This is a genomic window from Enteractinococcus helveticum (assembly GCF_020742345.1).
GTDB classification, from domain to species: Bacteria; Actinomycetota; Actinomycetes; order Actinomycetales; family Micrococcaceae; genus Yaniella; species Yaniella helvetica_A.
Genome location: NZ_DYXC01000069.1, coordinates 1 through 19,470 on the forward strand (window position 1 = coordinate 1; position 19,470 = coordinate 19,470).

At 56.9% G+C, this 19,470-nt stretch carries 18 protein-coding genes; 7 read left to right on the forward strand and 11 right to left on the reverse strand.

What is annotated here, in order from left to right; genetic code table 11:
* Positions 1-93: 93 nt before the first annotated feature.
* The 3 genes from rsmA (at position 94) to K8V32_RS05355 (ending at position 3,822) form a co-directional block, all read left to right on the forward strand.
* Positions 94-990 (forward strand): 16S rRNA (adenine(1518)-N(6)/adenine(1519)-N(6))-dimethyltransferase RsmA, encoded by an 897-nt coding sequence (rsmA, locus tag K8V32_RS05345; protein WP_303904019.1) that lies wholly within the window; start codon positions 94-96, stop codon positions 988-990.
* Entirely contained in the window at positions 987-1,955 is a 969-nt protein-coding gene (locus K8V32_RS05350) for a GHMP family kinase ATP-binding protein (RefSeq protein WP_303904022.1), read from the forward strand. Before rsmA ends, K8V32_RS05350 begins: the two co-directional genes overlap by 4 nt.
* Positions 1,956-2,022: 67 nt before the next feature.
* Positions 2,023-3,822, forward strand: a complete 1,800-nt coding sequence (locus K8V32_RS05355; RefSeq protein WP_303904024.1) for an ABC-F family ATP-binding cassette domain-containing protein — start codon at positions 2,023-2,025, stop codon at positions 3,820-3,822.
* 195 nt (positions 3,823-4,017) lie between these two features.
* Here K8V32_RS05355 and K8V32_RS05360 read toward each other — a convergent pair whose 3' ends face one another.
* The 3 genes from K8V32_RS05360 to K8V32_RS05370 all read right to left on the reverse strand — a co-directional run bounded on the left by K8V32_RS05360 (position 4,018) and on the right by K8V32_RS05370 (position 6,275).
* Complete coding sequence (locus K8V32_RS05360) at positions 4,018-4,422, reverse strand: nuclear transport factor 2 family protein (protein WP_303904026.1); 405 nt, start codon at positions 4,420-4,422, stop codon at positions 4,018-4,020.
* A gap of 100 nt (positions 4,423-4,522) precedes the next feature.
* Complete coding sequence (locus K8V32_RS05365) at positions 4,523-5,671, reverse strand: threonine synthase (RefSeq protein WP_303904029.1); 1,149 nt, start codon at positions 5,669-5,671, stop codon at positions 4,523-4,525.
* Positions 5,672-5,717: 46 nt separating this feature from the next.
* Positions 5,718-6,275, reverse strand: coding sequence for a MarR family winged helix-turn-helix transcriptional regulator (locus tag K8V32_RS05370; protein WP_303904031.1), 558 nt, complete (start codon positions 6,273-6,275; stop codon positions 5,718-5,720).
* A gap of 532 nt (positions 6,276-6,807) precedes the next feature.
* Between K8V32_RS05370 and K8V32_RS05375 the strand changes: the two genes are divergently transcribed.
* Positions 6,808-8,940 (forward strand): MMPL family transporter, encoded by a 2,133-nt coding sequence (locus K8V32_RS05375; protein WP_303904033.1) that lies wholly within the window; start codon positions 6,808-6,810, stop codon positions 8,938-8,940.
* A 17-nt stretch (positions 8,941-8,957) separates the two neighbouring features.
* On the opposite strand, the gene K8V32_RS05380 is transcribed toward K8V32_RS05375, so the two are convergent.
* Positions 8,958-9,878, reverse strand: coding sequence for a DNA-formamidopyrimidine glycosylase family protein (locus K8V32_RS05380; RefSeq protein WP_303904035.1), 921 nt, complete (start codon positions 9,876-9,878; stop codon positions 8,958-8,960).
* A 78-nt stretch (positions 9,879-9,956) separates the two neighbouring features.
* Positions 9,957-10,451, reverse strand: a complete 495-nt coding sequence (locus K8V32_RS05385) for an Rv1352/Rv1906c domain-containing protein (protein ID WP_303904038.1) — start codon at positions 10,449-10,451, stop codon at positions 9,957-9,959.
* 158 nt (positions 10,452-10,609) lie between these two features.
* On the opposite strand from K8V32_RS05385, the gene K8V32_RS05390 reads away from it, so the two are divergent.
* The 3 genes from K8V32_RS05390 to K8V32_RS05400 are packed head-to-tail and all read left to right on the forward strand — an operon-like array spanning position 10,610 to position 12,249.
* Positions 10,610-11,545 carry a DMT family transporter gene (locus tag K8V32_RS05390; RefSeq protein ID WP_303904041.1) on the forward strand — a complete coding sequence of 312 codons (936 nt, stop codon included), beginning with the start codon at positions 10,610-10,612 and terminating at the stop codon, positions 11,543-11,545.
* A gap of 42 nt (positions 11,546-11,587) precedes the next feature.
* A complete protein-coding gene (locus K8V32_RS05395; RefSeq protein WP_303904044.1) occupies positions 11,588-11,938 on the forward strand; it encodes a DMT family transporter in 351 nt (116 codons plus the stop codon).
* On the forward strand, positions 11,935-12,249 hold the full coding sequence (locus K8V32_RS05400) for a DMT family transporter (protein WP_303904047.1): 315 nt from the start codon (positions 11,935-11,937) through the stop codon (positions 12,247-12,249). Before K8V32_RS05395 ends, K8V32_RS05400 begins: the two co-directional genes overlap by 4 nt.
* Positions 12,250-12,259: 10 nt before the next feature.
* On the opposite strand, the gene acs is transcribed toward K8V32_RS05400, so the two are convergent.
* The 6 genes from acs to nadA form a co-directional block, all read right to left on the reverse strand.
* Complete coding sequence (gene acs / locus K8V32_RS05405) at positions 12,260-14,212, reverse strand: acetate--CoA ligase (protein WP_303904050.1); 1,953 nt, start codon at positions 14,210-14,212, stop codon at positions 12,260-12,262.
* 118 nt (positions 14,213-14,330) lie between these two features.
* Positions 14,331-14,480, reverse strand: a complete 150-nt coding sequence (locus K8V32_RS05410) for a hypothetical protein (RefSeq protein WP_303904053.1) — start codon at positions 14,478-14,480, stop codon at positions 14,331-14,333.
* Between the two features lie 45 nt (positions 14,481-14,525).
* Positions 14,526-15,683, reverse strand: coding sequence for a cysteine desulfurase family protein (locus K8V32_RS05415; protein ID WP_303904056.1), 1,158 nt, complete (start codon positions 15,681-15,683; stop codon positions 14,526-14,528).
* Positions 15,683-16,537, reverse strand: a complete 855-nt coding sequence (nadC, locus tag K8V32_RS05420; protein ID WP_303904058.1) for a carboxylating nicotinate-nucleotide diphosphorylase — start codon at positions 16,535-16,537, stop codon at positions 15,683-15,685. Before nadC ends, K8V32_RS05415 begins: the two co-directional genes overlap by 1 nt.
* Positions 16,524-18,128 carry an L-aspartate oxidase gene (locus tag K8V32_RS05425; RefSeq protein WP_303904061.1) on the reverse strand — a complete coding sequence of 535 codons (1,605 nt, stop codon included), beginning with the start codon at positions 18,126-18,128 and terminating at the stop codon, positions 16,524-16,526. Before K8V32_RS05425 ends, nadC begins: the two co-directional genes overlap by 14 nt.
* A complete protein-coding gene (gene nadA, locus K8V32_RS05430) occupies positions 18,125-19,438 on the reverse strand; it encodes a quinolinate synthase NadA (RefSeq protein ID WP_303904064.1) in 1,314 nt (437 codons plus the stop codon). Before nadA ends, K8V32_RS05425 begins: the two co-directional genes overlap by 4 nt.
* Positions 19,439-19,470: the final 32 nt, after the last annotated feature.

Here is a 19,470-nt window from a genome sequence, read left to right on the forward strand (position 1 = left end):
GCATAGAATTTCGGGGCGGAATCCACCAGGTGGGTTCCGCCCCGAAGCGTTTAACCCGGCCCGTATCTGGCAGAGCAGACTAAGATGGGCTTTGTGACTTCAACAGATCAACCATTATTGTCCGGCGCGGATATCCGCAAACTCGCCGATATCCTCGATCTTCGACCCACAAAAACACTGGGGCAAAACTATGTGATCGACCCAAATACGATCCGCAGAATCGTAGATGCAGCCGACCTGAAGTCCACCGAGCACGTCTTAGAAATCGGCCCCGGGCTGGGGTCGCTCACCCTGGGGCTGATAGATGCTGCTCAGGCGGTTACCGCCGTCGAAATTGATCCACCGGTTGCAGCACGACTTGCCACCACTGTTGAAGAATACCGGGCCGGCAGCGCGCACAGGTTAGCTGTGATCGAAGGAGATGCCATGCGCATCAGTGCTGCCGATATTGCGGCTGCTGCGCCCCAAGCAGCCGCTGGGCCACCCACCGCGATCGTGGCGAACCTTCCCTATAATGTGGCCGTACCGGTCATGCTGCACCTGTTGGCAGAGCTGCCCAGCATCCAACACGGTTTGGTCATGGTTCAACAAGAGGTCGCCGAACGGCTCACCGCCCAACCTGGTAGCAAAATCTACGGTGTCCCCTCGGTGAAAATGGCCTGGTACGCGCACGCAACCTACGCCGGCACGGTTGGCACCAAAGTCTTCTGGCCCGCCCCACGCATCACATCGGGTCTGGTGCAATTCACCGCTCGAAAACCACCTGCCACCACGGCGACTCGAGCCCAGGTCTTTGAAGTCATCGATACGGCTTTTGCCCAACGCCGCAAGACACTGCGTGCTGCGCTGAGCAACTGGGCTGGTTCGGGTGCGGACGCCGAAGAACTCTTGGTGGCAGCAGACGTGGACCCCAAAGCTCGCGGCGAGGTGCTGGATATTGAGCAGTTCTCGCGCATTGCCGAACAAAAACAGCTCAGGGATACACCATGAGTGCACACGCTGCTTCCGATTCCCGCTTTGTGGTCTCCGCCCAAGCACCAGCCATGGTAGCGATCGCCACAGCAGTCGGTACCCCAAGTTCATTCGATGAAGCGGCTGTTGCACACCTCAAACTAGCAATCTCACGGTACGACGTCGCCGTCGTTGAAGCCCGAAAAGATAAAGAAATCTTCATCAGCTTTGAAGACGGGTTCCAAAACCTCATCGACTACGGTGATATTCCTCAACAGGATATGGCCCAGATCTTTCGTGCTATCGACGAGCTACGTACCCACCTGCAGCGACCCCGAGAAATCTCGGGACTAGATATCACCATCCAGAAAAACATTCCCTTTGAAACACACTTAGGCGGGCGTGCTGCCAGTACCGCAGCCGTGTTAGTCGCCCTTGCGCGACTCTGGCATGCCTCCGTGGCTCGCGAGGACTTGATACGGCTGGGCAACCGGATCGGTGACGGCGTGGCCGAAGCGCTCACCGGTGGAGCGCTGATCACCCACTACAGTGCCGATGAGCAATTGCAGACCCCACTGCTGGTACAACGGGAACTTGCCATGGTGATCGTGCCTGCCGCCGTGGATATCGAACCCCAAGAGATGTTCCAAAAAGTCACCGTGATCCGCCAGACCCAATCCGATGCTCATGATCGAAGCAACCTGGAATTTGATTCGAAACTGTTGCACGCCGTCACTCACGGCGAAGCCGAGCAAGTCGCGCTGATGATGCACAATGATTTTCAAAGTGCGCTAGTGAGCATCCTGCCGGAGCATAATGATTGGTTGACCGCCGGCATGAACGAAGGGGCTCTGGCAGCTCAGACCATCGGGGTAGGCGCCTCCTTGGTGTTCATGACCGAAGATATGTCACAAGCCATAGAGCTGGCTGAACGTTTCGAAGAACACATGGAGATCTCCGCGGTTGCCGAATACGGCCCGGTCGCCGGAGCTCATCTACTATAGCGATTCTTCGTGCCCAGAACGAAGCACAGCTACGTCCTAGCGGGCGTCCACTATTATTGATGACGATATGGTGCATCTTTTAGGGGCAGAAGCCCTCCACTTTGAATACCCGACCCAACAAGTCCTAGATTCCGTGACCCTTGGGGTTTCGGCAGGCGACCGTGTTGGCATTGTTGGCCGCAACGGTGATGGTAAGTCCACGCTCATGAAACTCCTTGTGGGCAAACTTGAACCCGACGCCGGTCAGGTGACTGTGCGCAGCGATACCACCATCGGCTTGCTCGACCAATCCGACACCGTTGATACCTCATTGACTGTAGGGCAAGCCATCGTGGGCGATCTTGCCGAACACGAATGGGCCGGGGATCCCAAAATTCGTGACATCATTTCAGGTCTGGTTGCGGATCTGGACTGGGAGGCTACCGTCGGCTCCTTATCCGGAGGACAACGTCGTCGAGTGGCCTTGGCACGATTACTGATCGGTGACTGGGATATTCTGGCACTGGACGAGCCCACGAACCATTTAGATGTTGAAGGTATCGCCTGGCTGGCCGAACACCTGAATCGTCGCTGGCAGAAAAATGCTGGCGGACTGCTCGTCATCACACACGACCGTTGGTTCTTAGATGAAGTGTGTACCCAAACGTGGGAAGTCCATGACGGTATTGTCGACCAGTTCGAGGGCGGTTATGCGGCCTATGTGTTGCAGCGTGTCGAACGCGACCGGATGGCCGCGGCTGCTGAAGCGAAACGGCAAAACCTGCTGCGTAAAGAACTCGCCTGGTTGCGCCGCGGGGCACCAGCCCGAACGGCTAAACCCAAATTTAGAATTGCTGCCGCCAACCAACTCATCGAAGATGTACCACCGGTACGAAATTCGATTGAGCTGCAACGCCTAGCCGTGGCTCGTCTAGGCAAAGACGTTGTTGATATTGAAAATGCCAGCGTCTGCTTTGGCGAACGCGAGGTTCTGCGCAATATCACCTGGCGGATTGCTCCGGGGGAACGAACGGGAATTCTGGGTGCCAACGGAGCCGGCAAATCCACTTTGTTGAGCTTAGTGACCGGGGATCTAGAACCAACATCTGGACGAGTTAAACACGGCAAGACCGTGCAGATCGGGATGCTGGACCAGCAGTTTTCGCAGCTGAAAAAGATCGGATCTGACCGGGTTCGAGAGGTTCTGGCTCAAACGAAAACGAGTTTCACCATTGATGGTAAAGAGCATACACCGGCTCAGTTGCTGGAACGGTTGGGATTCCGCCGGGCGCATCTTTCTGCCCGGGTGGCTGACCTGTCCGGTGGCCAGAAACGTCGTCTGCAATTACTGATGCTGTTACTGAGTGAACCTAACGTGATTGTGCTGGACGAGCCAACCAACGATGTCGATTCGGATATGCTCACGGCCATGGAGGATCTGTTAGATTCCTGGCCTGGTACGCTCATCGTGGTTTCGCACGACCGCTACTTATTGGAGCGGGTGACCGATCAGCAATACGCGATTCTTGATGGCACCTTGCGGCACGTACCCGGGGGAGTGGACGAGTATCTGCAGCTGCGCAAGGCACAGGAACGACAAGCGGAGTCGAACGCTAACGTCAGGAATACTAAGCAAGCCAACGGCACATCATCGACTTCGAAGTTGACGGGTGCACAGCGAAAAGCCGTTCAAAAAGAGGTCGGTTCCATTGAGCGCCGGTTGGGGAAACTCGCCGCAGTTATCGAAGGGCTGCAACACAGCCTTATTGAACACGATCAAAGTGACTACACCGGTTTGCAACGCTATGGTGACGAGCTACGTGAAGCCGAAGATGAGGTCGAAGCACTCGAAGAGCGCTGGCTGGAACTCTCCGATCAGCTCGACTAATTCACAAAGCTCAGCGCGGTTTTACACAGCTGAGACTGACATGGCAGTTACCATAGGATCCCGTTACTGATAGATGGCTTGTTATTACACCGCTTCACACTCGATCCTGAGATAGCGTATGCGCCGCACATTATTCGCGCACTTGACAGTTGTCTTCAGGCATCCCACTGCCTCCAGCGCATGTTGCATGCTGGGCTAGTCGCTTGACGAATGTCTTGGGGTCAGCGACGTATGGTGACATACCCAGCGATTGTCCTGCCATACAAAAATTTCGGTTGTCCATTCGTCGGCAGAGAAGGCTTTGCCCTGCCAGCGACCATGATTTCGTCCGTGCGTCACCACAATGGCCACGTCATGTATGTGCTGAACTGATGTCACCTCGTGAGTCATTTCATCATGTTCCAGGTCACCGCTTTTGACGACCTCTAAAAAGCGATCAAGTGGAATGATGCCATTGGTATCTACTAGCTGCCAATCGGAGGTGGTGAAGTGGCGAAATTTGTCGGCATCATTTTCCACAATTGCCTGTGACCAGTCATCCAGGAGTTTTTGAAAATCTGCTGGGCCAGACGGTGGTGGTGGTTGAGTTGAGAGTTCCATTGCGAGTCCTTTCGATGCTGGGATAAATCACTCGGCACTGACAGGGCTTCACAATTGATGATGTCAGATTAACACCGGCGGTGGAACCTCGGGCAAGGTTTCAGAGGGCTGGATGACCACTAGAAGCCAGCAAGTTGGCAATTGTGGGGGCTGACTTCAAGCCTGATCCGCTTAACACTATGACCGTCTGGTCCGAGCCGCGGATGGTGCCCTGTTCAACCAGTTTCGTGTAGGCGGCCGCGGCAAGAGCACTGGTGGGTTCTACCAACAGTCCGCGCTGGCATAACTGGTGTAGTGCTTGGACGATCTCTGATTCGGTGATCGCCACCGACCTGCCACTGGTGTCACGAAGTGCGTCAACCATCTGGGCTAGGCGCAACGGATGTGCGATAGCCGTGCCTTCAGCAATGGTTGGTCGTATTTCGCGTTGCACCGGCTGGAGTGTGTTTGCGGTGAAGCTCGCGTCCACTGGTGAACAACTTAGCGGTTGCGCGGCGAAAAGTTGCGGCATCTGCTCGATTTGTTTGGCTGCGAGTAATTCACGGAAACCAAGCCAACATCCCAATAGGCTGCTGCCGGCCCCGACTGGAACAATGACGTGATCCGGTGCCTGAAAGTCCAGGTCCTCCCAAAGCTCATAAGCCAAAGTTTTTGTTCCCTGGAGAAAGAACGCTTGCCAATTGTGGTTAGCATAAAACATGTGGTTGATGGCTTGTCGAATGGCTTCATCTTGAGATGCTTCTCGAGACCCCTCGACCAGTTGCACCTCGGCGCCAAAGGCATGAATCTGGGCAATCTTGCCCAGCGAGGTCGATGCAGGCGCAATAACCTTCACCTTCATACCCCCGGCCGCGCCGTATCCTGCCACCGAGGCGCCTCCATTACCGGAACTGTCTTCCACCACGGATGTGATTCCTCGGTCACGTAAATACGACAGCATGACACTGGTGCCGCGATCCTTGAAGCTACCGGTCGGGTTCAGGTAGTCCAGTTTGAAGAAGGGATGCTGATCAGTATGCCATTCATGCGTTACAAGCGGTGTTTTGCCTTCACCGATGGAGATGGGATTGCTGATGGCTATTGGCAGTGCAGCCCGATAGCGCCAAATGGAGTCGGCTGAATGGTCGAGGGCTGCCGGTGTCAGGCCGCTACCTGGTTCGATCCATAGGGGCCGACCTGCGTCAGATCGCCACCGAGGTTGATCAAGGTCATAGGAACTGCCGTCAACGGGATCACGATATACAGCCATGGCCTCATCCTAAGCCCTGAACCCCTTCCTGAAGTTCTGGAGGATCCTACTGGCCTTCGTGAACCGTGAGTTCTTGGGTCATGTCATTCAAAAACCGAATGACCACGTCACGTTCGTCAGGTGTGAGTCGTGCAGCAGCGTGGAAACGTTTGGCCTGTTGTCGTCCAACGGTTTCAACGGCAGCCTCATACGTTTCGTCGGTAATCGAGATGGCCAGCGCGCGACGATCATACGGATGCGGTGCACGGATAATGTGGCCGGCCGCTTCGAGGCGGTCCAAGAGCTTGGTCGTAGAAGCTGTTGAAATATCTAAATGCGCCGCGATGGCACCTGGTGTGGCGATGGTGTCGGTGTTTTGGGCAACGACCAGAAAATGCAGCGCTTTCATATCGGTCGATCCAAGCTTCATATAGCGCCGGGACGCTTCAGACAGCCGTTGTTCTGCCTCTCGAAGCTGGGCTAGAGCGGCCATCAGGTCACCGATTTGTTCGATGTCTGCTGCTGACTGGCCCTTGGGATCGATGAGTCGAGCATTTGGGTCAGAGACGTCCAACGCATAAAGGTTTAATGCATTCTGTGTTGGGTCTTGAGATTTTTTGACCATGAGGAAATATTCCGCCCGTTCTTTGCTCAACCAAAATTAATTGCTAGGTTAGCTAGTAATGTAGCTCAACTAATTATTTTACTGTGATGGCGGAGGCTCCAATGGAAACAGTAAAACTACGATCTCCTCACGCTGTATTGTGGTCTCGCATCACCAAGCATATGAGCGCTCGGTCTACCACGCGGCAAAAACAACGAGACGGATACGAGCTAACTTTCTAAGAGAATACATCTATGGCTGGCTTGTGGAGGTCTCGTTGAGGAATCACACGGTGTTCGCCCCGTAATCGCAACATGTGCCTTTGAACGCGAGATTAGCTCAGCCTTGACCTGCACACCAGCTGCATCATTAGGGGTTTGCAGCAGGCCAATTTTGAGAATCCAACCACCCACCTCGTCGAACGGATATCCGCATGCACCACGACTCGACAACTGCCGTGCGTTCTCGGCAGGATGGCTCTGAACTTCCCAAAGGGCAGGAAAACCAATCACACCGTAGAGTTCCAAAGTGGTTCCGCACGTTCTTGCCTGCCGTGTTGATTTTGATATGGCTTACCGCAGCAGGCATTGGCGGTCCCTATTTCGGGAAAGTCAATGAGGTCTCCTCCAACGATCAGACCGCCTACTTGCCCGAATCGGCTGAAGCGACACGGGTCCAAGAACTACAAGATCAATTCACGGATTCTGACGGCATCCCAGCTGTGGTGCTATTTGTTGCTGACCAGGAACTGACCGAAGAACAATTGACAGAGCTTGGCGACTTGCTTGAAAGTCTTCCAGAGCTCGAGTACATAGAGGATGAGGTCTCGCCACCGATCCCATCCGATGATGGTCTGGCAGTGCAGGCTTTTGTCCCAATCAACTCCGACGCCGATATTGGTACTGTCGTTGCCACACTCGGTGACGAACTCCGAGCCAGCGCCCCAGATGGCGTGATCCTGTATGTTACTGGTCCAGCAGGTTTTAGTGCCGATCTGGGAGAAGCCTTCGCTGGTATCGATGGCCTATTGCTGGGCGTGGCATTGGTTGCGGTGTTCATTATTCTGATCATCGTCTACCGATCGTTCTTGCTACCGATTGCGGTCCTATCAACGAGTATGTTTGCACTATGTGCCGCGCTACTAACGGTCTGGTGGCTGGCCAGATGGGAAATCATCCTACTCAGTGGCCAGACTCAAGGTATCCTCTTTATTCTCGTGATTGGTGCTGCTACTGACTACTCGCTGTTGCTGGTAGCCCGCTATCGTGAAGAGCTACGTATCCACGAGGACAAATGGTCGGCAATTTGGGGAGCTATTAAAGGCGCGGTGGAGCCCATTCTGGCCTCTGGTAGTACCGTCATCGCAGGCTTATTGATGTTGCTGCTCAGCGATTTGAAGTCCAATAGCACCCTGGGCCCGGTAGCCTCGATCGGTATTGTCTTTGCCATGCTGTCTGCCCTGACCTTGCTACCGGCCATCCTGTTTGCTTTCGGTCGCACCGCATTCTGGCCCAAACGCATCAAATACGATCCCGAAACAGTGGCTACCGAACACGGCATTCCATCACAAGGCATCTGGCCGAAGATCGCCAGGATGATTCAGAAGCGTCCGCGCGTCATCTGGAGTGTCACGACCCTGGCATTGCTTGCCGGAGTGGCCTTCATTCCACAACTCAAGGCCGACGGTGTCGCCCAATCAGAACTCGTACTGGGTGCTTCCGAAGCTCGGGATGGGCAAGAAGCCCTCGGTGAGCACTTCCCGGGCGGCTCGGGCAGTCCGATTCAAGTCATTGCAAATGAAGAGGAACTCGACGACGTTGCAAATGTCATGCTAGACCAATCAGCCATTGAAGACGTCTCCATCAGCAGCCAAGACTCACCAAGTGGCACCGCACCCGTGACCGAAGACGGCATCCAAGCCTTCGGTCCACCTGGAACCCCGGCCCCCGAACCAACTGTGGTTGACGGCACCGTGTTACTGCAAGGCACCATGTCCGTTCCTGCCGATTCCACTGACGCATCCCAGACTGTACGTGATATGCGCGACATTTTCGCTGACGCCGCCCCGAGCGCAATGGTCGGTGGTGTCACGGCAACCGATGTCGACACCATCGATGCGTCGATCCAGGACCGCAACGTGATCATCCCGATTATTTTGGCAGTCATTTTGGTGATCCTGATGATCCTGTTGCGCTCTATTGTGGCTCCCGTGTTGTTGATTACCACAACAGTGATCTCATTTGGTACCGCAATGGGTGTCTCAGCGCTGGTCTTCAACCACCTGTTCGACTTCCCGGGAGCTGATCCGGCTGTGCCACTGTATGGGTTCGTCTTCTTGGTCGCGTTAGGAATCGACTACAACATCTTTTTGATGACCCGCGTCAGAGAGGAATCACTGAAACATGGCACCCGCCAAGGTGTATTGCGTGGCCTGACCGTCACCGGTGGTGTTATTACCTCGGCGGGCGTGGTCCTGGCAGCAACCTTTGCGGCCCTGTCGGTCATCCCAATTCTATTCTTGGTTCAGCTGGCCTTTATTGTTGCCTTCGGCGTACTGCTCGATACCTTTATCGTCCGCTCGCTGCTTGTCCCCGCACTGACCTACGACATCGGGCGTGCTATCTGGTGGCCAGCCAAGCTCAGTCGCAAACCTGGAAAACACGAGCAACGCACAGCAGCCCAATAACAACGATTCCCACGGTCCTAACCACGTTGACAATTCGGGCACCAATACAGATCTCGTTCTTTCTCGGTACTGGGACCGAGCTTCTCCAGCCGGACGGGGCCGCCACACCTTAAACACCCTTGACGATCACGCCCGTAAACCCAGAAATTCGGATCATTACGAGCACGACGACGATCGGTCTGCGCCCGTGCCTGTTCCACCGCGGTTGCGACACGAACCCCAAAGGGGGAGTGTTCGTCAGGACGGACATCCACGGTGCGCCGTCGGGCTTGCTGGGGCGCTCGCGGTGGCACATTGATGTCCATAAGGGCTCTTGCTAATAGCACCAGGCCCACCAGGTGTTCGTCACTGAGCTCACTGATGCGACGATGCGGATTGATCCCAGCTAATAACAACACTTCGCACCGATAAATATTGCCGATGCCCGACACTAACCGTTGGTCCAACAGGGCAGTAGCGATGGGTTGGTCTTGGGCTGCCCGAAAGTTCTGCAACGACTGCGTTACCAGCCGGTCATAATGTGCTGGATCAGTCCAGGCCTCATCCAGCAGGTCAGGGCCAAGGAATGCCAGGTACTGTCTGGCTTCTTCTGGCGAAAACATTTCCAGCTTGGCCAAGCTGTTGCCCACCACGCTATGTTCCTCAAACGCTAAAATACAGCGCGTTCTATATGACGGTCGCGTATCAATCTGCCAGGCGCCGTCCATTCCTAAGTGCGACACGATCACAAACTGCTGGGATGCATCGGTCGCGTTCAGATCTGCGGCAACTGTGACTGAAAGGTATTTCGCACGGGTTCGGATAGTCACCACGAACCAGCCCGATAAATCCACCGTCGCCAAGTGTGGAACACGAAAGTCACTACGCTTGATGATCTGGTCTTGCATGATCGGCCGGAGCCGATGGGCTAACCGGACGAGGGAATCACCTTCGGGCATAGGGCACCGTTCCTGTCCATCGCTCGGGATCGTTTGGGATAAATCCTAGCGACCCTCCGGCGCCGTGGAGCCATGATGTTATTGCAGTGTCCACTCTCCACAGCGCGAGGTTTCAAATGCTACGTCTGATGTCGCAATGGTGACGTAGGCGGTGCCTTCGACGACGTTATTGGTGATGATCTCATTGGATTCACCACTCGTGCCTGATAGACGGGCCCAGTAGCAATCGCTACCGTTTGACCGGTAAGTGCCCGGTTTGATGTCTTCGCCTACGAGATAGATGCCCGAACCCGGAATAGTATTTTCTTCGATTTGCGTTTCGGTGGCGGTGAGCGCTTCGTCGCGTTCATCAAGTTCAGCCCGGCGATCGTCCATATCCGCAGGCTCAACTTCGATTTCAACTTCTTTAGTGATGATTTCAGGTTCCGGTGTGCCGCCATAACCGACTGCTCCACCAATACCAAGTGCTGCGACAACTCCAACGATCCAGGGCCATATGCGAGGCTTCTTGGCGGACTGCATCGTGCGGGAGGATTGGGGTGGCGGCGGGGGCGGGCCAGGGTGCAACGTCATAGTGTCCTTCAACGGTAAAAGATGCGTGATTCCTATGAGGAATTTATCAGAGATCTCCCAGTTAACATACAGGTTGATCTTGTGGGTTGAAAGATATGGCCAGGTCAACACACAGAGCGGCAAGCCTGTGGTATCTTCCAGATGATGGGAGACAGTCAGTGAATCGTGACCATTTATGGGGTATGACCGCCGTACTCATTGCGGCGTTTTTATGGGGAACCACCGGCACGGCGGCAACGTTTGCCCCTGACGTCGGGCCCCTAGCAATCGGTGCTGCGGCACTTGGCATCGGCGGACTGCTACAAGCCCTCGTCGCGATCCCCGCCTTGCGTCGCTCTAGGCTGCATCTGCAAGCGCATTGGAAACTCGTGGCAACCGGTGCGGTAGCTGTCTTTGTCTATCCGCTGGCGTTTTATTCGTCAATGCATTTGGCAGGTGTGGCCATCGGCACGGTCATTTCATTGGCGTCAGCACCACTGGCATCCGGGATTTTGGAACGGGTGATTGATCGCCGTCGACTGGGTGGCTGGTGGTATCTGGCAGCTTTGCTGGGTATCGCCGGCAGTATCTTATTAATTGTCTCGTCCCAACGTGATGACCTGGCTGGCGGGGATGCTACCGCATTGGGTATCGGGTTAGGCCTGGTTGCGGCAGCGGCCTATGCGCTGTACTCCTGGGTTGTGCAGCGATTGATGCTCGACGGCGTCGGCCGAGCCGCGGCGATGGGTTCAGTTTTTGGACTGGGCGGAGCGAGCCTGGTGCCGGTGTTGCTGCTCACCGGTGCACCGTTGCTGGCCACCCCCGAAGCATTTGCGGTGGGCACCTATATGGCGCTGGTGCCGATGTTCTTAGGCTATGTGGCTTTCGGATTTGGCCTGTCGAAGATCCCGGCGAGTTCGGCGACGACCCTGACGCTGATTGAACCGGCCGTGGCCACGGTGTTGGCGGTTTTGATCGTTGGTGAGCGGCTCACGGTCACCGGCTGGGTGGGATTGAGCATCTTCGGAATTGTGCTGGTCATCCTGGCGTTTAGCCCACAGCCAAGGAAGCGAAACACCACGTCTGCCCGTCCCGCGCTTGTTAACCGCGATTGATAGAGTAATCCGGGATTCCTCGCGAAAGTTGGTGACCCTCACATGTTTAAAAACTGGCTGTTACTTCTCGGGGCAATTGTTGCCGAGGTTCTTGGCACCATGTGCTTACGGGCAGCCGTCGATCAACCCATCTTCGCAATCGGGGTCGTCAGCGGCTACGTCATTGCCTTCATCTTATTGGGGCTGGCATTGGGCAGAGGTATCCCCATCGGTATCGCATATGGGATCTGGGCGGCCGCCGGGGTCGCGCTGGTCGCGGTGTTGGGTGCCATGTTGTTTGCAGAAGCCCTGAGCTTTATTGCGATCATCGGTATTGTCACCATTATGGCCGGGGTGTTTATTGTCCAAACCGGGCAGCGTGATCCAAGTACAGCCGAGGTGTTGGATTCATGAGTTGGCTGTTTTTATCGTTGTCCATCGTTTCCGAGATCATCGCAACCCTGAGCTTGCGCGCTTCAGATGGCTTCCGGAAGAAAATCTGGGTCCTTCCGCTAGCCGTGTTTTACTCGTTAGCGTTCTTTTTCCTTGCGGTCACGATCTCATACGGCATGCCGGTGGCCATTGCCTATGGCATCTGGTCAGCCGTCGGCGTTGCCTTGATCGCCTTGCTGGCACGCATCATTTGGAAAGAACCCCTGACCCCGCGCATGATCTTTGGACTGGTCTTGATCATGGCCGGGGTGCTGCTCGTCGAGCTGGGGTAGGTGCCGTCGATCAGGCTCGAGCAGCGCGAACCTGCTGCTGGATGGTGTCCATCACCGAGGCATCGGCCAGGGTGGTGGTGTCACCAATTTCTCGGTCCTCGGCCAAATCTTTGAGCAGGCGTCGCATGATTTTGCCCGAGCGTGTCTTGGGCAAATCAGACACCACGGTGATCGAGCGCGGTGTCGCAATCGGCCCGATGGCCGCCCGCACATGATCACGCAACATTTCCACGACGCGGTTGTGTTCCTGGGCGCTTTCTCGCAGAATCACAAACGCCTCAATAGCCTGACCGGTGGTTTCATCCTGGGCACCCACCACAGCGGCCTCTGCCACCATTGCGTGGGCCACCAGAGCAGATTCAATTTCAGCGGTGGACATCCGGTGCCCGGAAACATTGAGCACATCATCGACGCGTCCCAGCACCCAAATATCGCCGTCTTGATCGTATTTTGCGCCGTCGCCGGCAAAATATACGCCCGGATACTGCGACCAATAGGTTTTCTTATAGCGCTCTTCATCACCCCACAGCGTGCGCAACATGCCTGGCCAGGGTTCGGTAATGACCAGATACCCGCCGTTGCCGGGTTCTACCGAGTTGCCGGCCTCATCATAAATATCGGCGGTGATCCCGGGTAGGGCACGCATTGCGGCCCCGGGTTTGGTTGCGGTGACCCCGGGTAGCGCGCTTATGAGAATGTGCCCGTTTTCGGTCTGCCACCAGGTATCAACAATGGGGCAGCTATTCTGACCAATGTGCTCGCGGTACCACATCCAGGCTTCGGGGTTGATCGGTTCGCCCACACTGCCCAGCAGCCGCAGCGAGGACAAATCATATTCGGCCGGGATATCACGCCCCCACCGCATAAACGTGCGAATACTGGTGGGTGCACAATACAGGATGGTCACACCGTATTTCTGCACGATCTCCCACCAGCGAGCCCGGTGCGGAGTATCCGGGGTGCCCTCATACAGCACCGAGGTGGTGGCATTGGTCAGTGGCCCATAGACAATATAGGAATGCCCGGTAACCCAGCCGATGTCGGCGGCCGTCCAGTAAATATCGGTCTCGGGTTTGATATCAAACACCGCCCAATGGGTATAGGCCACCCCAACCATGTACCCGCCGGTGGTGTGCATAATGCCCTTGGGCTTGCCCGTGGTGCCCGAGGAATACATGATGTACAGCGGGTGTTCGGCGTCAAAAAATTCTGGTTGGTGCGTCTCGGATTGTTTATCGACGACGTCGTGCCACCAATGGTCGCGATCATTATGCCAGTCGATGTCTTGTCCGGTGCGTTTGACCACCAGTACGGTGTGGACTTCGGGGATGTCTTCTATAGCCTTATCAACCGTAGCTTTTAATGGGTTGGTTTTGCCCCGGCGGTAGCCGCCGTCGGAGGTGATGACCACTTCCACCCCGCAGTCGCGCACCCGGTCGGCAATAGCTTTATCCGAAAAACCACCGAAAATCACGGTGTGTGGTGCTCCGATTCGGGCGCAGGCGAGCATCGCAAACACGGTTTCGGGAATCATGGGCATGTAGATGGCCACGCGGTCGCCGGTTTTTACGCCCAGTTCAAGCAGTGCGTTTGCGGCTTTGGAAACTTCGCGCAGCAGTTCGTGATAGGTGATAGTCCGGGTGTCGCCGCCTTCACCCTCGAAATAGTAGGCGACTCGATCGCCCAGGCCGGCTTCGACGTGGCGATCCACGCAGTTATATGCCGCATTGAGTTTGCCGCCGGTAAACCACTTGGCAAACGGGGCATCCGACCAATCTAAGACGTCATCGAATGCGGTGTCCCAGCTGATGCGCTGAGCCTGGTCCGCCCAGAAACCCAACCGGTCGGCCTCGGCCTGGTCGTAGAGTTCGGCGGTGGCATTGGCTTGGGCCGCAAATTCGCCGGGTGGAGCAAAGCTGCGGTCTTCGTGGCTGAGTTCGCGGATTGTGGGGTTTTCGGCCATGATCTGCTCCTTGAGACTACGGCCCCGAGGAGCACATTACCACTGCAGTCAGCGGCTGGGTGGGGGATGGGGTACTCCACGAGACGTGTGCAACGGTGAGGTAGTGCTGCTTAGTACCCTACGTGTGGTTTCGATGGTGCCACAAGGGTAGTGAGCTTTTTCCTTCCACCAGGGCGGCGAGTCGGGTCTTTTCGGAACATGCTTGTTGGACATCAGGCGCCGTGCCTTCGATGACGACGACGGTGATCTCTTGGTTGGTTCCTGCCACCTCGTAGCGTGAACCGAAACACCGGTGCGTGCCGGCTCATGGTTGTCACCGGGCCGCAGCAGCATGCCGGTCAAGAACCCGCAGCGTGGTTTTCACCAGCTGTTCGAAGGCGTCGTCATCGAGTGGATCCGGGAAGGTAAAACGCAGTGCAGTGACCGCCACATCCGGGTCATAGCCCATGGCCAACAGGATGCCGGAGGGCTCTTTCTTGCCTGCTGAACAGGCCGAACCGGAGGAGGCCGCAACACCGGCCACGTCCAGGTCGACCAACATGGATTCACCGGAAAAGCCCTCGATGACAAATGATGCGTGATTTGGGGTGCGTTCGGTGGGATGGCCGGTGAGCTTGGCTCCGGGAATCGCCTGGGTGATGCGCCGAATAAACTCATCTCGCTGAGCCATCATCGCTTGGGCGCGGGTCCCAGCGGTTGGCATGACTGCGGCTACAGCGGCACCAAAACCGGCGATCGCTGCCAGGTTCTCAGTGCCCGCCCGGTGCCCGGATTCTTGTCCACCACCGTGTAACAGTGGCTCAAATGTAATACCGTTGCGAATCACCAGTGCCCCAGCACCCTGGGGACCACCGAATTTATGTGAGGCCACCGACATCGCATCTACGGCGGCGCCGGGCCATTGGTCGGCTGCGAAACTCACGGGCAGGCAGGCTGCGGCTTGGACGGCGTCGGTATGCATAACGGCACCGACACCCCGGGCCGCCTGGGCGATCCGGTCAATGGCTTGCACCGTGCCGATCTCGCCGTTGGCCAAACCGACGGAAACCAATGTGGTGTCGTCGCGAATTGCTGCGATAGCAGCGGCTTGATCTACTCGACCCATTGAGTCCACCCCGATTTCGGTGATCTCAAAACCACCAACGCGAGCCAGGAACTCACATGATTTTCGAATGGAAGAGTGTTCGATGGCCGTGGTGACAATGTGTTTGCCACGCGGGGTAGCGGTGGCAATACCCTTGAGCGCCAGATTATTGGCCTCGGTGCCCCCGGCCGTAAACACGACTTCGGCTGTGCGCGCCCCAAACGCTTGGGCGACTTGTTGGCGGGCATGTATCAGGGTTGCCTTGGCCGTTTTCCCTGGCGTGTGCACCGAAGAAGCGTTGCCAGGTCCACGCTCTAATACCGCCAGCATGGCGTGCCTAGCTTCGGGCCGCAACGGGGCGGTAGCAGCGGCATCGAGGTAGAACATCAGACAGCATCCAATCCAAGATCAAGTGCGGTAGCCCCGTGGGTGAGGGCGCCAACCGAAATAATATCCACGCCAGTCTTAGCAATTGCTGCCACCGTATCAAGGTTCACTCCACCCGAGGCCTCGACGATGCAGCGTCCCGCAATATGTTCCACGCCTGCACGCAGGTCATCCAGAGAAAAATTGTCGAGCAAAATCCCGGTGACTCCCGCAGCGAGCACCGGCTGGATCTGGGCCAGTTCATCGACTTCGACAATGATCGGTGTGGTATGCCCCACGGAGGCTTTGACCGTACAGATCGCGGCGGTAAGCCCCTCGCCGTGGGTGGCGCCCAGGGCTGCCAGGTGATTGTCTTTGAGCATGATCGCATCCGAGAGACTAAACCGGTGATTCACTCCGCCCCCTGCAACCACAGCATGTTTTTCCAGCGCTCGCAGCCCGGGGGTGGTTTTGCGGGTATCAGCGATGCGAGCCTGAGCTGCAACCGTGGCAACCTCGTTGACGAATAGTGAGGTCAATGTCGCGATGCCGCTCAGGCGCTGAGTGAAGTTCAACGCCACGCGTTCGGCGGTCAAAATACCTGCGGCCGGGCCGGCAACCGAGGCCAGTACGGTGCCGGTGGTAAAACTGGTGCCGTCGTCGAGCAGATCGGTCACCATAATCTCGGCATCCACCTGGCGGAAGGTCTCAACCAGCACCGCACCGCCAGCAAAGACCCCGGGTTCGCGGGCAACGAGCTGTGCACGAAATGGCATGCTGGCAGGGATGGAGGCGGCCACGGTGGCATCACCCCACGGGGTATCCTCCGCCAGCGCACGGGCTACCGCATCGCCGATGAGTTTAGGCGTCAACATGAACAGGTGTCTCCTTGGTCCGTGTGGTTGGTGTCTGATCGTCGGATTCAATCGGTGTCGTGGTCAGGCGCCAGGCGGTTCGATACGCTTGATTGGCGTCTTGGTCTGGGAAGTCGGCCCGCCAGTGGCCGCCGCGGGACTCGGTGCGCCGTAGGGCGGCGGTTGCCATGACCCGCATGAGATCACCCATTGGGTGGCGAATCGTTTCAAGCTGCCTCAATGCCACGTTTAGGTCTGCTTCGGTGCGGGTCATCCCAAGGTGGGTATCGACCACCCGTTGCAGCTTACGCAGCTGCTGGGGCGAATCGATCCGTGATGTCGTGGCCCCTGCGACCTCGGTGGCGGTTGCGACAAACTTGCTAAACCCAGCATCGGGCTGCCAACGAGCGCTGGCAATGTCGGAACAGGCGGCGTCGGCGGCACGAGTACCGAATACGAGCCCTTCTAACAGTGAATTTGAGGCCAGGCGATTGGCGCCGTGGAAACCCGTTGACGCAACTTCTCCGGCAGCATAGAGACCGGCCACTGACGTTCGGCCCGCAGAATCCGTAGCGACCCCGCCCATACAGTAGTGCGCCGCCGGGGCCACCGGAACCTGCTCGTAACCCCAGTCGATTCCTAAGGCTGCCAGTGCGTGGGTGAGCACTGGAAAACGACGGGCCAGGGTGCCAGGCCCGTGACGCTGTTCAATGACCCTGGCATCCAGCCACACCGACGACGTACCAACGTCTCGCATGACTTGGGCGATGGTTCGAGAGACGACGTCGCGGGGTGCCAGTTCGGCATCCGGATGTGCAGCAGACATGAACCGCTTGCCGGTAGGATCCCGCAGCACGGCGCCAGCACCGCGAACCGCTTCGGAGACCAGCTGACCGGTCCCCGGAATTACGGTGGGATGGAATTGTACAAATTCCATATCAGCTAACACCGCCCCGGCACGGGCAGCAGCCAACACACCGTTGCCGGTAATTGCTGCTGAGGAAGACGTGTTGGAATACAACCCGGCGAATCCGCCGGTTGCCAGAACCACCGCATCGGCGCCAAGCCGTGTACAACCACCGGCAAGGCGCACCGTGAGACCGCAGACGTGGTTCTGCGCAATATGGATGTGCTGCAGACTGGCTTGTTCCACCAACTGCACTACACCGGTGTCAATATGGTGTTGAACCTGGGCGGTCAAAAACCTCGACAGAGCAGCACCGGTACTATCTTCACCGGCGTGTACCACGCGCGATGTGCTGTGGGCTGCCTCGAGCCCGAACGTTAGGGTGCCATCAGCATTTCGGTCGGCGGTAAATCCGGCCTCCAGCAGGTCTCGCATCCGCTGTGCGCCCTCGGTTACCACGAACTGAGCCACCTGTGGGTCTACCAAACCGGCGCCGGCCCGTATGGTGTCAGCGGCATGCAGTGCTGGCGTGTCATCGGCACTCAGAGCTGCAGCAATCCCACCTTGGGCCAGGGCGGTGTTTCCCGCTGAGATAGCATCACGGCCAAACCGACCGGTGGTTACCAGGGTGACGTCGGCGCCGGCGGTGACCAGGCGGTTGACCGCTGTCAGACCGGCGACGCCTGCACCCACCACGACGATCATGGCCGAGCCGCCAACATGCGCTCCAGTGCGACCTCGGCATCGGCTGCCACAGTTGGGTCAACCGAAATTTGATTCGGGGTCTGACCGGCAACGAGGGCCTCCAATACCCAGGCCAGATAGGCCGGGTGGATGCGGTACATTGTTGAGCACGGACACACTACCGGATCCAGGCAGAAGATAGTCATCTCTGGGTGTTGGGCTTGCAAGCGGTTGACCAGGTTGATTTCGGTGCCCACGGCAAAAACATCACCGGGTTTGCCGGCTTCGATCGCTTTGCGGATGTATTCGGTGGAGCCTACGCCGTCAGCGGCTTCGACCACCGGGGCCGGGCATTCCGGGTGCACAATGACCTGAACGTTGTCATAATCTGCACGCGCCTTGTCGATCTGGGCGACGGTGAATCGTTTGTGTACCGAACAAAACCCATTCCACAAAATGACTTTGGCATCGATGAGTTGCTGTTGAGTATTGCCGCCCAGGGGCAAATAGGGGCGCCATAGTGGCATCTGGTCTTCGGTAATGCCCATTGCCTTAGCCGTGTTGCGTCCCAGGTGCTGATCGGGGAAGAAGATGACGCGCTTGCCGCGTTCAAAAGCCCATTCCAATACGGTAGTGGCATTTGATGAGGTACATACAATGCCGCCGTTGCGACCACAGAACGCCTTGATCGCAGCAGAAGAGTTCATATACGTTACCGGGATGAGCTCGGCCTGGTCGTCGGCTGAGGTTCCAAACACGGTGGTGAGCTGTTGCCAGGCCTCTTCAACTTGGTCAATCGTTGCCATATCAGCCATGGAACAACCGGCCGCCAGGTTTGGCAGGATCACCGACTGGTGGGTTTGTGACAGAATATCGGCGGTTTCTGCCATGAAGTGGACACCACAGAACACGAATGCTTCAGCTTCTGGATGGTCTTTGGCCGCTTGGGCCAGCATGAAGGAGTCGCCAACAAAATCAGCGTATTTGACGATCTCATCGCGCTGATAAAAGTGGCCCAGAATTTTCAGGCGATCTCCGAGTGTGGCTTTGGCCGCGGTGATGCGTGCCTCAAGTTCTGCTTCGGAAGCCTGCGTGTACTCGACTGGAATTGGCCCCTGATGCGGGGTAGTGGGCGGGGCGACGTCGTCGGTTGATGCTCCAGGACCATAACCTTGTTGGCGGTCAATGTGCCATGGATCGGTGGTCAATTGACTGTCGCACGTGGTGGTGATGTCTTTGGGAATACCAACGGCGATGGTATCGCCTAATGCGGTGCGCTGGCGCTGTTCGGCACTGGCGGCTGAGGCAATGAGATTGGCTACGCTCGTCATGAGACTCCTTGAAGGAAAGACAATTTTCGTGG

Bases quoted from the DNA above. Each gene is read 5' to 3' on its own strand.
- K8V32_RS05355 (WP_303904024.1), top strand. From the start codon at position 2,023: ATGGTGCATCTTTTAGGGGCAGAAGCCCTCCACTTTGAATACCCGACC.
- K8V32_RS05385 (WP_303904038.1), bottom strand. From the start codon at position 10,451: ATGACGTTGCACCCTGGCCCGCCCCCGCCGCCACCCCAATCCTCCCGC.
- K8V32_RS05370 (WP_303904031.1), bottom strand. From the start codon at position 6,275: ATGGTCAAAAAATCTCAAGACCCAACACAGAATGCATTAAACCTTTAT.
- K8V32_RS05350 (WP_303904022.1), top strand. From the start codon at position 987: ATGAGTGCACACGCTGCTTCCGATTCCCGCTTTGTGGTCTCCGCCCAA.
- nadC (WP_303904058.1), bottom strand. From the start codon at position 16,537: ATGTTGACGCCTAAACTCATCGGCGATGCGGTAGCCCGTGCGCTGGCG.
- K8V32_RS05395 (WP_303904044.1), top strand. From the start codon at position 11,588: ATGTTTAAAAACTGGCTGTTACTTCTCGGGGCAATTGTTGCCGAGGTT.
- K8V32_RS05380 (WP_303904035.1), bottom strand. From the start codon at position 9,878: ATGCCCGAAGGTGATTCCCTCGTCCGGTTAGCCCATCGGCTCCGGCCG.
- nadA (WP_303904064.1), bottom strand. From the start codon at position 19,438: ATGACGAGCGTAGCCAATCTCATTGCCTCAGCCGCCAGTGCCGAACAG.
- K8V32_RS05360 (WP_303904026.1), bottom strand. From the start codon at position 4,422: ATGGAACTCTCAACTCAACCACCACCACCGTCTGGCCCAGCAGATTTT.
- acs (WP_303904050.1), bottom strand. From the start codon at position 14,212: ATGGCCGAAAACCCCACAATCCGCGAACTCAGCCACGAAGACCGCAGC.
- K8V32_RS05415 (WP_303904056.1), bottom strand. From the start codon at position 15,683: ATGTTCTACCTCGATGCCGCTGCTACCGCCCCGTTGCGGCCCGAAGCT.
- K8V32_RS05365 (WP_303904029.1), bottom strand. From the start codon at position 5,671: ATGGCTGTATATCGTGATCCCGTTGACGGCAGTTCCTATGACCTTGAT.
- K8V32_RS05400 (WP_303904047.1), top strand. From the start codon at position 11,935: ATGAGTTGGCTGTTTTTATCGTTGTCCATCGTTTCCGAGATCATCGCA.
- K8V32_RS05425 (WP_303904061.1), bottom strand. From the start codon at position 18,128: ATGATCGTCGTGGTGGGTGCAGGCGTCGCCGGTCTGACAGCGGTCAAC.